17 protein-coding genes are annotated in these 14,815 nt (G+C 48.6%); all 17 read left to right on the top strand.

The features are described from left to right. Nucleotides 1-2 precede the first annotated feature (2 nt). The 17 genes from JOD82_RS16345 to JOD82_RS16270 all read left to right on the top strand — a co-directional run bounded on the left by JOD82_RS16345 (nucleotide 3) and on the right by JOD82_RS16270 (nucleotide 14,461). The gene (locus tag JOD82_RS16345; RefSeq protein ID WP_069011550.1) at nucleotides 3-221 is read left to right on the top strand and encodes a YqzN/YkzM domain-containing protein; all 219 of its coding nucleotides are present in this window, start codon (nucleotides 3-5) and stop codon (nucleotides 219-221) included. 2 nt (nucleotides 222-223) lie between these two features. Continuing rightward, nucleotides 224-1,690 (top strand): phage tail sheath family protein, encoded by a 1,467-nt coding sequence (locus JOD82_RS16340; protein WP_029516160.1) that lies wholly within the window; start codon nucleotides 224-226, stop codon nucleotides 1,688-1,690. Nucleotides 1,691-1,812: 122 nt separating this feature from the next. After that, on the top strand, nucleotides 1,813-2,220 hold the full coding sequence (locus tag JOD82_RS16335) for a phage tail tube protein (protein WP_069011551.1): 408 nt from the start codon (nucleotides 1,813-1,815) through the stop codon (nucleotides 2,218-2,220). Between the two features lie 76 nt (nucleotides 2,221-2,296). Beyond that, complete coding sequence (locus JOD82_RS16330; protein ID WP_007429164.1) at nucleotides 2,297-2,731, top strand: phage tail assembly chaperone; 435 nt, start codon at nucleotides 2,297-2,299, stop codon at nucleotides 2,729-2,731. Between the two features lie 23 nt (nucleotides 2,732-2,754). After that, nucleotides 2,755-2,886: a hypothetical protein gene (locus tag JOD82_RS29515; RefSeq protein ID WP_019686368.1), complete on the top strand. Its 132-nt coding sequence runs from the start codon at nucleotides 2,755-2,757 to the stop codon at nucleotides 2,884-2,886. A gap of 21 nt (nucleotides 2,887-2,907) precedes the next feature. Beyond that, on the top strand, nucleotides 2,908-4,920 hold the full coding sequence (locus JOD82_RS16325; RefSeq protein ID WP_069011552.1) for a tape measure protein: 2,013 nt from the start codon (nucleotides 2,908-2,910) through the stop codon (nucleotides 4,918-4,920). 36 nt (nucleotides 4,921-4,956) lie between these two features. Beyond that, on the top strand, nucleotides 4,957-5,601 hold the full coding sequence (locus JOD82_RS16320; protein WP_069011553.1) for a LysM peptidoglycan-binding domain-containing protein: 645 nt from the start codon (nucleotides 4,957-4,959) through the stop codon (nucleotides 5,599-5,601). After that, on the top strand, nucleotides 5,598-6,575 hold the full coding sequence (locus JOD82_RS16315) for an XkdQ/YqbQ family protein (protein WP_069011554.1): 978 nt from the start codon (nucleotides 5,598-5,600) through the stop codon (nucleotides 6,573-6,575). Before JOD82_RS16320 ends, JOD82_RS16315 begins: the two co-directional genes overlap by 4 nt. Beyond that, nucleotides 6,568-6,975, top strand: a complete 408-nt coding sequence (locus JOD82_RS16310) for a hypothetical protein (RefSeq protein ID WP_014280222.1) — start codon at nucleotides 6,568-6,570, stop codon at nucleotides 6,973-6,975. Before JOD82_RS16315 ends, JOD82_RS16310 begins: the two co-directional genes overlap by 8 nt. Next, complete coding sequence (locus JOD82_RS16305) at nucleotides 6,968-7,432, top strand: DUF2634 domain-containing protein (RefSeq protein WP_039269491.1); 465 nt, start codon at nucleotides 6,968-6,970, stop codon at nucleotides 7,430-7,432. The genes JOD82_RS16310 and JOD82_RS16305 overlap by 8 nt, the downstream gene beginning before the upstream one ends. After that, nucleotides 7,432-8,583, top strand: coding sequence for a baseplate J/gp47 family protein (locus JOD82_RS16300; protein ID WP_069011555.1), 1,152 nt, complete (start codon nucleotides 7,432-7,434; stop codon nucleotides 8,581-8,583). Before JOD82_RS16305 ends, JOD82_RS16300 begins: the two co-directional genes overlap by 1 nt. After that, nucleotides 8,576-9,250, top strand: coding sequence for a YmfQ family protein (locus tag JOD82_RS16295; RefSeq protein WP_069011556.1), 675 nt, complete (start codon nucleotides 8,576-8,578; stop codon nucleotides 9,248-9,250). Before JOD82_RS16300 ends, JOD82_RS16295 begins: the two co-directional genes overlap by 8 nt. Before the next feature lies 1 nt (nucleotide 9,251). Continuing rightward, entirely contained in the window at nucleotides 9,252-11,849 is a 2,598-nt protein-coding gene (locus tag JOD82_RS16290; RefSeq protein ID WP_069011557.1) for a hypothetical protein, read from the top strand. 12 nt (nucleotides 11,850-11,861) lie between these two features. Continuing rightward, a complete protein-coding gene (locus JOD82_RS16285) occupies nucleotides 11,862-12,482 on the top strand; it encodes a hypothetical protein (protein WP_209949671.1) in 621 nt (206 codons plus the stop codon). Between the two features lie 59 nt (nucleotides 12,483-12,541). After that, nucleotides 12,542-12,808, top strand: a complete 267-nt coding sequence (locus JOD82_RS16280; protein WP_209949670.1) for a hypothetical protein — start codon at nucleotides 12,542-12,544, stop codon at nucleotides 12,806-12,808. Between the two features lie 87 nt (nucleotides 12,809-12,895). After that, on the top strand, nucleotides 12,896-13,342 hold the full coding sequence (locus tag JOD82_RS16275) for a phage holin family protein (protein ID WP_039269501.1): 447 nt from the start codon (nucleotides 12,896-12,898) through the stop codon (nucleotides 13,340-13,342). 153 nt (nucleotides 13,343-13,495) lie between these two features. After that, complete coding sequence (locus JOD82_RS16270) at nucleotides 13,496-14,461, top strand: glycoside hydrolase family 25 protein (RefSeq protein WP_069011560.1); 966 nt, start codon at nucleotides 13,496-13,498, stop codon at nucleotides 14,459-14,461. The last annotated feature ends 354 nt before the right edge of the window (nucleotides 14,462-14,815 follow it).

Here is a 14,815-nt window from a genome sequence, read left to right as displayed (position 1 = left end):
GAGTGACCTTGGAAAACCATGAGAAGGCCCCGGTATATGCCGGGCAAGAAGCAAGTGGCCCTCGCTATACGCTGGAGGAGCTAAAAGAGCACGCAGAACCATTGTTTTCCGTGAAAGAAGAAGTGCTGGCAGGCGCCTTTTTTGGCACACAGGACAAGCTGTTTACGGTAGCAGAAGCACACACTAAAATCGAACAATTTATGAAAGCGAAGGTGGACTAATTATGGCAGGCGGAACATGGGAAAACACGAATAAACCGGTATTGCCGGGTTTGTATATGAATTTTCAGGCAGCAGCAGCTTCAGCGATTCAAGGTGGGTCGCGTGGTACGGTCGTTGTGCCCGTTAAGGCGAATTGGGGCCCTGTACGTGAGTTTGTAGAGATCGGCAGTGAAACGGCAATCAGCCAAATCTTTTCGGGTGACAGTCTGGACGGTGCGACCGCGTATTCGACGCTGTATCTGGCTTTGCTGGGCGGTCCGAAAAAGCTCTTAGCCTACCGTTTGGCAGATGATACAGCTGCTGAAGCATCTGTGACGCTGAAAAGCGGCGGTGCGACCCCGGCGGATGTGCTGCGTCTGAAGGCTTTGTACACAGGTAGCCGCGGTAATGGTTTTGCTGTAACTGTACAGCCAACTTTGGGTGATGAGCAAGCTCGTGAGGTGCGCCTCTATGAAGGAACCAAGCTGCTCGGCACGTACAAAGGCAGTGACGGTACGGCTGCCTCTATCGCCAAGGCGATGAACGAGAACAGCGAAAATGTATGGGTGAAGGCCGAAGTTGTCGGCGACGGCGGCATTCCGGTGGATGTCAGCGGCGTACACCTCACTGGCGGCAACAGCGGCAATAGCAAGCTGGTTAATGCCGATTACATCGCGATGCAGGAGGCACTTGAAGGGCAGGAATTTAATGTCTTGGCTCTGGATTATGCAGCTGATCTGGCATTGCTGCAAAGCTTCGCTGCCTGGATCAAGCGTGTCCGGGGCGAAGGTAAAGGCGTAATCGCTGTATTCGGCGGTTCTGCGGCAGATGATGTGTCCAAAACGGCTGTTAGCTTGGCCTCTGCACGTTCCCTGGCGCTGAACCATGAAGGCATCGTGAACGTCGGTACAGGCGTACGTCTGGCAGGTACGGACTACAGTTCTGCCCAAACGGCTGCTTATGTAGCCGGACTGATTGCAGGCCAACGTCTGAATCAATCGGCGACTTATGCGGTTACGCCTTTTGAGGATGTAACCCGCCGCTGGACACGCTCTGAGCAGGAGCAGGCTGTTCGTAATGGTGTCTTCCTGCTGTTCTTCGACGGCCGTCAGGTCAAAGCGCTGCGCGGGATCAACAGCTTGGTGAATCCATCTGCCGGGCAAAACAACGCATGGAAGAAAATTCGTTCCATCCGTGTCATGGACGCTATTAACGCTGACTTGCAGCGTGCAGCTGAAGAGACTTACATTGGCAAAATCAACAATACGGTGGAAGGCCGTCTGGCACTTATCGGTGCAATCAAAGAATACTTGGCACAGCTGTCGCTGAGCAATGTCATCGAAGCAGATGGCTACGATGTCATTCTCGACCCGGCTTACTACGGCGATGCGCCAGTCATCAAACCGGAGCCGGATCAAGTGTTCCTGCAATGGAACGTGAAGCTCACCGACGTGATGGAGCAGCTGTTCGGCACATTTTACGTGCAATAAATAAGCATTTTACGTGTATAAGCATTTTGCAGGCAATCGGCAGAAATGAAGTAGCTTTTTAACAACGAGGATTTTATGAAATCCCGAACTATATTATGGATTATTTTGAGGAGGAAAAAGAAATGTTGGATGCTTCAAGAGTCATTTTAGGTACGTTTGGTCAGGCGCATGTGGACGGGGTGTGGCAGACGAATATCAATAAGCTGGAAGCTAGCGTAGAAATGGAAAAACGCGAGCTGAATCTCGTGGGCAACGAGTGGAAGGTGCACAAGCGTGGTATCAAAAAAGGGACGGGAACAATGAGTGGCTACAAGGTCACATCCGATATGATTCGTCGCGGTTTTAACCGTTTTGAGATTATTACTAAATTGGATGATCCAGAAGCCTTCGGACATGAAAGTATTCGTCTTATTCGTTGCACTCCTGACAAAATCCAGCTGGCCAACTGGACAGCAGGTGAAGAAGTACAGGAAGAAACGACCTTCACCTTCGAAGGCTATGAGCTGCTGGATCCGATTGTAGCGAACTAAATTGGAAAACGGGGGATGGGATGCTGTCAGGCGTTCCGTTCCCCAAATACAAATGAACAATAAGGGAGAATGACTTATGAGCTTGAATGAGAATATGACAGAAGAACAAATTTTGGACAGCCTGTTTGAAGCTGCTGAAAAACTACCAGAGGAAACGGTACGTATCAAGCGCCTCGATATGAAAATTGTACTGCACGGTTTGACCTCCAGCAAAGTGGACAGCATTCGTGAACGCTGCACAATTCGCCGAACCGTGAAGGGGGCTGTAGATGAAAAAGTAGATACTGAAACGTTCAACGCCTTGTTGATTTCGGAAGCTACCGGCAAGCTGGAAGTGAAAGGCTTGTCCCTTAATGGTTGGGGCGATCCCCGTATTACAAGCCGCTTAAAGCTGTCCGGTGGCGAACAGTCTGTCCGCCGTATGCTGCTGGCGGGTGAGCTGGATGCAGTAGGGGATAAGGTGCTGGAGCTGTCCGGTTTTGGCGTTGAGATTGCTGACCTAAAAAACTAATCGGCTCCGGGGGAATGACGACGATGCTGTACCACTTGTGGGTCCGGCACCACCTCCGCCCCGGAGACTTTTGGCGGCTTCCCCGCGGTGAGCGTATGCTGCTGCTGGCGTTTGCCGAACAGGAAATGGATAGCATAGCAGCTTCAAAAGCATAAACAAGGAGGTGAACATGATAGATGGCAGAAGCATTAAATTACCGCATGAACCTTGTGATTGATCCTAAAAACGTCATTAAGGCGAACAGAGAATTGCGCGCAATGGAACGTTATTTTGAGCGGATTCAAGGACGTGTGTTGAAAATCGGCCGCACTCGCATGGCCCCGGAAATTGTGCTGAACGATATGGCTTCCAAAGGCTTGGATAATCTGTTAAACAAGATTAACCGGGTTAAATCCCAGATTATTAATGCCTCGGGCAGTGTGAATTTGAAGGTAAGCAGTAGCAGTAGTGTGTCCATCGACGGCATTAGTGGTCTTATAACAGCGTTGGAGAACAACACGAAGGCAGTTAGAGGCAACACTGGTTCAAACATACTAAATAGTACAAAACCTAAAGCAGAAGAGGAAAGTAAACTTCCTGCTTGGGCTGAGGCACTGCAAAAGTATAATGAACCTGCTAAGGTTGTCCAGGAAGTGTACAAAGGGGTTACAGGTGAAGATTTAAGTCTTCAAACGTTTAAAAAGATGCCCGCCGCTTTTATGGAAACCAGACAAACGTGGAAGGAAGGCGGAGCAAAAGGAGTACTTAAAAAATTCTTTTTTCCAGATAAGAAAGAAGATGCTGCAGAAGGAAATGCTGAAGGCGCTTCAGGCAATAAAGACCTTTCGGAGATTAAAGAGTTAATTCAGAAATTAATTCAAGTTACCTCAGATAAATCTACTGGCGGGTTTGGCGGTGGCGGCGCAAGTAGCCCGGGAAGAAGGAACAAACGTTCAGGGGGTAGAAGATCTGGTAATAGAGGCGGTAGTCGTCGGTCTTCGAGTAGTCAAAGAGATTTTAATTCAAGAGCCGGAGAGATAGCAAGAATTAATATTAGAGATCGGAACTCGATACAAGGAAACAGAAGCGGACGACAAAACGCTGGAGGTTCAGCAGAATCCAATCCTCGGATTAACCCTGCCCGAAGGGTTCCAAGCCCAAGAAATCATCCGAGAAATCCTGGTAATCGCCGCTCTTCCAAGTCGGGTGGTATTCTTAGCTTTGCAGGCGACTTGCTAACGGGTGGAACAGATATAGATGCTTCTTCTGTCCTAGATATGGTGAGCGATAGCGGATTAGTTGAAAAAGTGAGTAAGGGCCTGGGCGTAAGCAAAAAGTTCATTAGTGGGCCTTTGGGGGTTCTGGCAGATGCAGCAAGCATAGCTACAGCAGCTCCGGGCAAGGAACGCGCACAAGCGATTGGTTCCACCGTAGGTGGGGCGGTTGGGAGTACGGTAGGCGGAGCAATTGGAACATTTTTGCTTCCAGGTGTCGGCACTGCTGTTGGCTCATATGTGGGCGGTTTAGCAGGTGACTTTTTAGGGGGCAAAGTGGGCGGTTGGATTTCAGACCATGGCTCTGAAATAAAGGAAAAGGCATCCAAAGTAACCGGATGGCTTTCTGAGAAGAGCGAAGCCTTTGGTGATAGCATCTCTAACTTCTTCTCTTTTGGTAAAAAAGATGAACCTAAGAAAGCCCCAGCTAAGCCGCCTGAAGTACCTAAACCTGCTATACCACCTCAACCTGCTGTAGCTGTGGCTACCAAACCGTTAACACCTATGCCACCATTTCCGGGGTTACCACCCGGCTCTCAAGTGATGTATGGACCTCAGCAACCAGGTGCAAAAGGTGTCCCTAATCCTTATGGACCGATGGCTATAGCTAACCAGGGAGTCAATCCCAACCCACTACTGAATACTGCGGCTCATGCGAATAATGGAGCCAAAGCTAAAGGCAAAGGTAATGGTAATCCGACACCTCAAGTAGTACAGATCAGTCCTGAACAAATGGGAACACTGTCTGGCTTTTTGAAGGATTTTAAAACGGAAACCACCAACCAATTCAATCTTCCTGCGGGGGCTGTACAGGTCACTGTACATGAGAACAAGCTGGATGTGGATGGGCTTATTATGCAAATTGGCCACCGTCTCAAAGCTGAAATTCTGCGTGCAACGCAGAACACCAAGCCTGTAGGCGCTGTAGCTAAGTAATACAGTAGATGGGAGTAATGGGGAGGGAGGAAAGAGATGGAATTTAGTTTGACGGATGGTAAAGGAAAAAAGTTTCAGTTTCCGGTAAATCCTGAGGAAGTGACGATCTCACGGCAAAAAGGGTTTGATACAACGACGATTTTATCCTATGGGGAGTTTGACTTCCCGCAAGGGGAGAAGGTGAAGGAAATTTCCTTCTCTTCTTTTTTTCCGAAAGAATACAATCCAGCGTATTGCACATACAAAGATATTCCTGATCCGCAGGAGGCCATGAACACGTTGAATGGCTTTTTGTTATCTAAGAACCCGCTACGTTTTATTATTACGGAGACAGCCGTGAATGTGCCAGTAATTGTGGCATCTCATAATTCGATCTTTCGCGGCGGCGAGTATGGAGATGTGAATTTTGATCTGTCACTGCGGACCTGGAGTGATATGAAAGTTGCCAAAAAAGCTGGTGGCACAGGAAGTAAGGCGGCTACGGTTAACAAAAAGCCCCGCACAGATATGAAAGAAAAGAAAAAAATATATACGGTTAAGTTCGGGGATTCCTTGTCCAAAATTGCCAAGCTCGAATTGGGGGATAGCTCGCAATGGAGTCGTATTTATCAGCTTAACAAAAAGGTTATTGGGCAAAATCCGAATGCAATTAAACCGGGGCAAAAGCTGGTGTTGTCATGAGCTATAAAGTCATTTTACAGGATAAATATGATTTGTCGCCGCTTGTGGAGAACATTAATTTGAGGGACTCGCTGGAACAAATCGCCTATCAGGGAACCGTCAATCTAGTCGTTACGTCGGATATGCCCGCTATTTCCCCTGGGATGTCCATTCGGGTTAGCGGGATTCCTTATGGTAAAAAAGATTATGTTCCCTTGTTGTCCCCTGCCGTGATTTGGGAAGTAGAAACATCTAACAACGGGCTTAAACGCATGACGCTGACGTTGTATGACCGTACAGTGTATTTGGACAAGTCAGAGGATGAATATTTACTCCCTGCCAAGCAGACGGCTACTCAGCGTTTTCAGAAGTATGCTAGGGACTGGAAGTTGAAAATCGCTTCATTGCCAGATACGAAAAAAACGCTGGGACGCGCCGTATACCGCACACAGTCCATCTATTCTATGATGCTGGGAGATCTGCGCGAAACGGCAAAGGCGGGGGGAAAGCTGTATCATCCGCGGATGATTTCTTCCGGGTTGGATCTGTACGAGCTAGGAACGAACAAAGACGTGTATGTTTTGGAGAGAGTGACTGATACGACACAGTCCCGCACGCTGGAAGGTGCAGCTACGAGGGTGAAAGTGCTGGCTACGGCGGCTAGTGAAACAGGTAATGAGGTTCCTTCCAAGGTGATGGCGCTTGAGGAAAAGGACATTGCCAAATATGGGACACTTCAGGTGATCGTGCAGGATGACGAGGTCAAGTCCGGTGCAGCAGCCCGTGAGCTGGCTAAAAGTAAGCTGAGAGGCATACAGCAAACGATATCGGTAAATGCACCAGATATGAACACGATTCGAGCAGGAGACGCAGTGATGCTAGGTTCCATAAAGCTACTGGTCATTTCAGTGAGCAGGGAATTGGGCAACCCCGGCAGTATGTCGCTGGAGCTCGGAACGTATGACGATGTAAAAAGGAGGTTTTACCTTGAATAAGGACCCCTACGGGCATTTGGCTACTGCGCTGCAATCTTCATTTCATAAGCACACCAAGCAAGCGCTGAGTGGAGTGGGCGCGGTACTAGGCACGATCACCTCCACGGGACTCAAGCTGGACGATTTTAAACATGAGCTTCAGGATTATCTGGTCGCGGAGCTGCCGGGACTGCTATCTGTACCACGCCATATGTACAAAGGTACCTCAACCGCAGTGGAATCAGAAAATTGGGAAGGTAAAGAGCTGAAAACTTCCTTTTATATCGGGGAAGACGAGCTGGAGGATGTGAATCTCAGTTTGAACGAAGGACTCAAGCCTGGAGATCGTGTACTGGCGGTTCGGGTGAATAGCGGCAATGATGTGGTGGTCGTGTGCAAGGTGGTGAGTGGACGTGGCTAATTTATTTCCCGAAACAGATGATATGATCTGGACAGACAGGGATATGACCGACCCGGATATACTGGAGGATAACCGTGCAGTATTTGGGCGAAGCTGGAGGTTTGATTTTGAAGCCGGCGAGTTTGTTATGAGCCCTAGTCGTAAAATCGTGACTACAGGGGAGAAAGAAGCGTGGGTACAGTGGTGTGAAAAAGCGATTCGCACTCCTCGCTACCGGCATGTGATCTATTCACCTGACTATGGGAGTGAGCTGGAGGAGCTCATTGGCAGCAGCTATGGGCACGGTGTGCAGGAAAGTGAAATTAAACGCATGGTCACAGAGGCGCTACTAGCAGATGCACGTACGGCTAGTGTGGATCAGTTCACGTTTCGCTGGGAAGGCGAGGCGTGCCATTTTAGCTGCCAGATTACGAACGTGCGGGATGAAACGGAAATTGTGGAAAGTGTGGTGATCTAATGGCAGACTTGCCGGAATATTTGGTAGACCAGACGGAAGAGGAAATTTTAAATCGAATGCTGGAAAAAGTGCCTTCGGATATTGATAAGTCCGAGGGCTCTTTTATTTGGGATGCGCAGGCGCCGGTGGCATTCATGCTCTCGGAAGCGGCGATCTGGGCGCAGGAGCTGCTGCGTCGGGGCTTTGCCAGCACAGCAGCCAGCGACAACCCGGATTTTCGTTCGCCGGAGCTGGATTTGCGGACAGCAGAGCATGGGGTGACACGGCGAGAAGCGGTTGCGGCCTCAGGTATGGTTACGTTCACGGGCACAGCGGGAACGACTGTCCCGGCGGGAACCTTGGTGGCGACCCCGGCAGATGATGTATCCGGGGAAGCTTCTATTGAGTATGCGACCACGGCTTCGGTCACGCTGGATGAACAAGGTGCCGGGGAAGCGGCTATTCGGGCGGTCAACCCCGGGCGCAGCGGTAATGTACCTGCGGGCGTCATCCAGGTGATGGCCACTCCGATTAGCGGGGTTGCCTCTGTGATCAATACGGAGGAAACCAAAAGCGGTACAGACGTTGAGAGCGACCAGCTATTGCTGGAGCGTTTTTATGCCAAGGTGCGGAACCAGGGCACAAGCGGCAACAAGGCGCAGTATACTCAGTGGGCGAATGAGATTGCTGGAGTGGGTGGCGTGGAAGTAGTTCCGCTCTGGAAAGGACCGGGAACAGTGGGGTTATATGTGCTGGATACGGATAAACGCGCAGCCAGCCCAGATATCGTCGCTGCGGTGCAGAAGTACATCGATCCGACGCAGGATGGACAAGGAGAAGGACTGGCGCCAGCGGGCCCTGTGGTGACGATCATGCCAGCAGCAGAAGTGGAGATTAACATCTCAGTCAAGGTACAGCGTACCAAAGAGAAGCCGTCCACACTGGATGAAATCAAAAAGCTCATCGAGAGCGGTGTGCGGACGTATTTGAAGCAGCTTGCCTTTTACAAGGAAGACCCGTTGGTACGGTATACCCGGATTTCTGCTGTTTTGCTCGATATTCCGATTATTATTGATTTCTCTGAACTGAAAATCAATGGACAGAGCAATCAGAATATTGAGATTGGCTCAGGCCAGGTAGCCGTGCTGGGGACGGTGAGCGTCAGTGAGTAACAATGGAACGAACAGTTTTGGCGATTTATTGAATAACCCAGACCAGGGAAAACATGCAAACCGTAGTGGCACTTTGGTTAATCGAGTAACGATAGCGGAAGATACAGTGGGCCAAATGAGCAGCGAGCGAGGACGTGAGCTGCTTTCCTATTTGCCTTCCTATTACGAAACCTCACGCGTGATGCGTTCCGATATGGATGCTAAAGGAAGCGAATTGGACGCCTTGTATCTTGCAATGGATGCAACGGTGGGACAGTTTTTTGTACGTACCGCCACATGGGGGTTGGAACGCTGGGAAATGGAGTTGGGGATTGAAACCGATCTGGCGAAGCCATTGGACCAACGGCGTGCGGTGGTGGAGTCGAAGCTGCGAGGGGCAGGAACTTTTTCCGGTCGGCTTGTCAAAAATGTAGCAGAGGCGTATGACGGAGGTACGGTAGATGTTATTTTTCACCCTGCCGAATGGGGATTTACGGTCAAATTTATAGATACCATCGGGATTCCACCCAACGTAGATGATCTTAAAGCAGCCATCGAGGAGATCAAGCCCGCCCACATGGCAGTGGAGTACAAACTACGCTACCTGACCATTGCCGAAGTGGAGTCTATGACCCTCTATGAAAATGAACATACAACACAGGATAGATATTTAGGAGGTGGCGCATAACATGGCAAGTGAAAAAACACCGAATCTTGGTTTAAATCAAATTGACCGCACATCGCCCAAAACCACGTATTTTGATTTGGAGAAGTATTTGGACCAAAACTGGCGGGCTGTTGATGAATTTGCTGGTGACGTGAATGATGGTGTGAATGCGATCAAGAAGCGTTTGGATACGACAGAGCGTAAGACGGTAACTCTCGAACCCGGGGTGCAGATGGTTCATACGGAAAAGGCTGCGCCATTTTCGCTGACGGGGCTGAGCGGGCGTACGTTGGTGAATTTGTTGGGACGGATGGGTAGCTGCGAGACAGTGAGCGAATGGTCCTCAAACGTAGCTATTGCAATAGACTCTAACAGCAAAACCAACGGCAGCAGTTCATTTAAAATTACGCTGGGTAGTGCGTCTGCAACTGCGTCTGCAAGTTTTTTGACCACACCTGGACGAAAATATATCGCAATAGCGGACGTGAAAAGTGGTAATACCAGCAAGGTGGCGATATCAATAAATGGTATTGCTGGTGCTGTGGGTAACGAGGTAACTTCTGCCTCTGTTTTTGCTCCGTCTGTTGTACGGTTCACGACGAAGGACTATTTTCACATTGTTACAGTCACAGGCACGGGTGCAAGCGGCAATACGTTTAATATGGACAGTGTGCGCGTATACGAGATCAGCGAGGCAGACTACACAGCAGCTGCAAGTTATACGCCAGCACAAGCAGCAGCCAAATGGCCCTATGTTGACAGTTTAATGCCCGTTCGTAATCCATATGCGATACGGTACGGGGAAAACCTATTGCCGAGCTTTTATGAATGGTCCACCGTTGCGCAGGCGGGAACGGCAACAACTATAGGTCCTAATCAGGTGCGGCTAGATAAATCGACGGGGCTGTCTGGCTTTAATACACTGGGGTATAAAGTCAATGCGGTACCAGCAACAGACTATACATTATCGGTCACGGTTGATGTGTCTAACATAGGCGGTACTATTGGATCAGGGGCATACTGGAACTTACAAGCCATGGGAAAGAATGGGGAAGTGTTAGCGGACTTCACAACTGGTCCGTTTGCCACATCCAACGGAACAAAAACAATGGTTAAGAGTTTCACAACGCCAGCCAACACGTCATATTTACAGGTGATTGTAGGTCTTGATATTGCCGCAACAGGTACGGCGGTATTCCGTGATGTTTCTATCAACATCGGCAGCGCAGCCAAACCATTCAAACCACGCGAAGACTCAATGTTAGCGTTGCAAACAGACCTGTACGCCGACCCAGTTACGGGGGCTAATGCGGATACAGTGTTTGAACGTGATGGTCAATACTTCAAGTCCAAGAAGTGGCATGGGGTTACGTTAGACGGGAGTTTAGCATGGGTACAAGGCGAAGGCGGCGCTACTAACGGGAATAGACAGGTTAAAGTGTCGGGGCTGTCGGCTGGAGCGGTAGCGGGTAGCGGCATTGGTACAAAGTTCGACGGTAAGATATTGCCACAAGGCAGTACGGGCAATACACCCGATTCAAACGCAGTCACAGCAGCCGGAGAAATTTACCTAGGCATCCCACTTGCCGATAGTGGATGGGCAGACAGCTACGGCCCGGACCAGAATGACATCAAAGCATACTTTTACGGGTACAAGGCGTACGATGCTAACACCATCACTCCTGCGAATGCTCAAACCATGACCACGGCAACGTGGAACGGTACAGGCACTAAGTATTGGGTTCAGCGTGTAGGCGCACCTAACTTTACCCAATCCGTACCGCAACAATCCTATGCAGGGTATACGCCGTATCAACTTGTATATCAACTTGCAACGCCTACCGTGGAGCCTATCATATCAGAGGGTCAACTTTCCTTTACTGAGGGAGACAATCAGGTTGAAGTAGGCACAGGGATTGTGTTGCGTGAACGGGCTAATCCGGTATTTGAGAGTAACGGCAACTACCAAATAAATAATGCTGCCTTACCGGGTTCGAATCTGTCTAAAATGACAGAAAAGATACTGGCTGTATACCGTGGAAATGTCGTTGATAATAGGTTCAGTCTTATCAGTTTTGCGTCGGCTTATGGTAAACAGATGGCTATAATATACACAAGCAACTACGACCAAGCGGCAACATACACCGCTACGTACCTTATGCTTGACCGTTCGCCAGTCGTGCCGTTTATAGGCTCATATGCAGCCAACGAAAAAACGCTACTTGCGGATTTGGTAGATAGCGTTCAGCAGAACACGGCGCGTGTGTCGGTGCTGGAGAACAAGAAGGCTGACAAGGATAATCCTGCTTGGTTAACACCTACATTGCTTAATGGGTGGTCTTCTTCTTCCGTAAAGTACCTTAAAATGAACGACGAACTTGTCGTTATTAGAGGCATCACAACAGGCGGTGTAGTAGCACCAGGAACGTTGCTGTTCACCTTGCCAGTAGGATACAGACCTGGAAACCTAACAGAAATAAGAGTGCGATCTAGCAACGGGAGCGGGGTCGAATCCCCCAATGCTACAATAATGATAGATTCAGCAGGACAGGTAAAGACGCAGAATACAACCTATATGACCGTCTGGTTAGATGGGCTGTCATTCCTTGCAGAAAAATAAGGAGGTCACAACATGAAAGTAGTTCCTAAAGTAAATACAGAAGGCCTCTATCTGGAGGACGAACTGGTGGACGACACCTTTTCAGGTATCGTCCCTTTTTACACTCTATCTTCGCCTACGCAATCTGAATCTGATACAAACCAACAACTAGACACCCATCGGCTTGCTGACAGTAGCTCTAGTACCACAGATGTAACAAGTTCAGAAAGCATCCCTGCTGGTTATACAGTAGGGATTTCAGTACCACCTGGTCTATACCATCCTCGTTTTGACATCCAAGGTTGGCTGACCTATGAAGCAGTATACGCAGAAAAACTGTTAGAAGCACAAAACGCATACGAGCAACTTAGCAAAGAGGCTCATGCAACGTTTCAGAAGCTGCATGGTGAATGGCAAAACAAGCCTGAAAACGAACGTGGGGATGAACCTGTGTATTTTGCTCAGACATTTACAGCTCCAGAACGAAGAGACCCGGCGACGTTCTGGAGTGAAGGATTGAGTGAGGAAGCAATTAAGGAACTGACGACACAAAAAGCAGAGCAACAGCCGAGTGAGACAGATCAACTGAAGCAGCGTATTGCAGATCTCGAAGTGACGCTGACCCAGCTCATGCTTGGTAGTACAGCAAAATAATGTGTACTGACTATTATTTATTGCAGAAATTTTTATATAAAAGAGGTGAAGTCATAACTATGGCCACTTTAACAGAGGCTCAAATGCGTATTTGTGCTCATGCTTGCATCACCCGCTATGAGCGAAGAGAGGGCGATATAGCAACGATTTTGGGGAGCTACGCTTTAGATGAAAAGCAACGTGAACAAGTAATGAAGATTATTCTATCCAAGCGTTCTGATCTAGTAGCGGGCAACGTAGATAATTCATCATCAACCGATGTTTCAAATGAACAGGAAGAAACAGTCAAATGGTATAACTCTATTTTCCGTAAAAAAACAGTATAGAGAACAAAACAAAAATAATTGTTTAAATGCCCTTGGATTAGTCCAAGGGCATTCACTTTACACCTAGGTTCAAAAGGGGGAACAAATATGCATGAAAAGATCGATCAGATTTGGCTGGGGCTTTCCACGGGGACCTTGATCGGTTATTTTTTCGGGGGGTGGACCACAATGTTGACGTTGCTGTGGTGGATGGTCGTGATCGACTTTTTCACCGGATGGGCAGCGGCCTGGATTAATGGGGAGCTAAAAAGCCGCCAGGGGTATTACGGTATTTTTCGCAAGGTTACCGTGTTTTTGCTCATTACGGTAGCTCACCTAATCGACGGTATTCTCGGGGATGCACATTACTTCCGGGATGCCGTCGTTTTCTTTTATTTAGCGAACGAGCTGTTGTCCATTATTGAAAATGTGGGCAGAATGGGAGTGCCGATGCCGGATATTTTACGGAATGCGGTAGCTATTTTTGAGTCCAAGTCAAGTGGAGAAAAAATAAAGTCAACCGACCCTTCCGACAAAGAGAATAAAGTTTCATAAAGTGCCACCAGTGACCACCACCCAAATAGGCTGACTACCTTTTTGCCCTTTTTTCGGTGTAAAAGTGGAAAAGCCCAGACCGTATGGATGGTCCAAGCATATATAACAGAGACAGAGTGCTACAACATTATAATGACAGGGAGGGAGCGCCTTATGCAAAGTCGTAGCCCTAATGCTACCGAAGGCATTGACGTGTCCCGATATCAGGGAACGATTGATTGGAAGCGTGTACGAGCCGATGGTAAATCGTTTGCCTTTATTAAAGCGAGTCAAGGACAGCGTTACGTCGATCCGACATTTATCACGAATGCAAAAGGGATCAAGGCAGCCGGGCTCTTACTGGGAGCGTACCATTTTGTAGATGCGACCGATGTAAATGCAGCAAAAGCAGAAGCCAGGCATTTCGCCGAGGTGTTGGAGCAGGTGGGTGGGGCGAAAGCGCTGGACTTGCCAGCGGTGATGGATTACGAAAATAATCCGGGAGGGCTTAGCTCGGCCACGATTCATGAGGTTGCGTTGGCATTTGTAACGGAATTTGAACGGGTAAGCGGCTGTAAGCCGATGGTATACACAGGGAATGCTTTTGCTGCCCATTTCAAAGCGCCATTGGGCAGTTATAAGCTGTGGATTGCACGTTATAGTACACGGGTGCCCGGCGACACCACAGCATGGAAGAACTGGGACTTTTGGCAATACAGCGATAGTGGACGGGTTGATGGAATTCAAGGGCCGGTTGACCTGAATGTATACGCCGGAACAGAGGCCGAGCTACGCCAAGCATTTGCAGGAGAAGAGGGGGATGAGTCAATGACAGCAGAGGAAAAAGCGGCATTTAAGGCCCTGCAGCAGCAGGTCGCCGCTCTTGAAAACAGCAAAGATGTGCTCAAGCAGACGTTGAATGAACAAAGCGCTTATATTAAAAAAGTGGATCAGCGGGTAGCTGAGCTGGAGGCGCATCAGACTATGCCTGTACCGACCTGGGCGAAGGAAGCAATGGCTGCCGCTGTTGCATTTCATCCAGCAAGCCCGATTGTGGATGCGAAACTGCCAAGCAGTTACGATTTTTATCGCTTACTGGTCGTACTGAACCGTCTGGGTGTGTTTAAAACGACCAAATGATCTTTTATAAATTTTATGCGAAAAAGGGATTATTTTCATGAAAACTAATCCATACGCCTGAAACGTAAATAGACAGGCGGTTCAAAGGCAACCGCCTGCACTTATTGTAAAGTGATGTTCTTCATGATTTCTACATAAGCTGAACTAGAACGTTTTAAAAGTGTGAATCATTGGGTGGAAATGCAGCATGTCTACCAGCCAAATCAAGCGGTAAAAGCTCTTGTATGTTTGTTTATTTCAGAACATACCTGGGAATTAGGATATTAAGGATGTAGGTTTGGTGCTGAATACATTTTTGAGGTAAGATCATGCTCCTGCTTGGAGGTTAAAGACCCCCAGCAGGAATATATGTTT

Origin of the sequence: Paenibacillus sp. 1182, assembly GCF_017833915.1 — a bacterium.
Lineage (GTDB): Bacteria > Bacillota > Bacilli > Paenibacillales > Paenibacillaceae > Paenibacillus > Paenibacillus polymyxa_D.
This window is presented reverse-complemented; position numbering and strand designations above follow the sequence as displayed.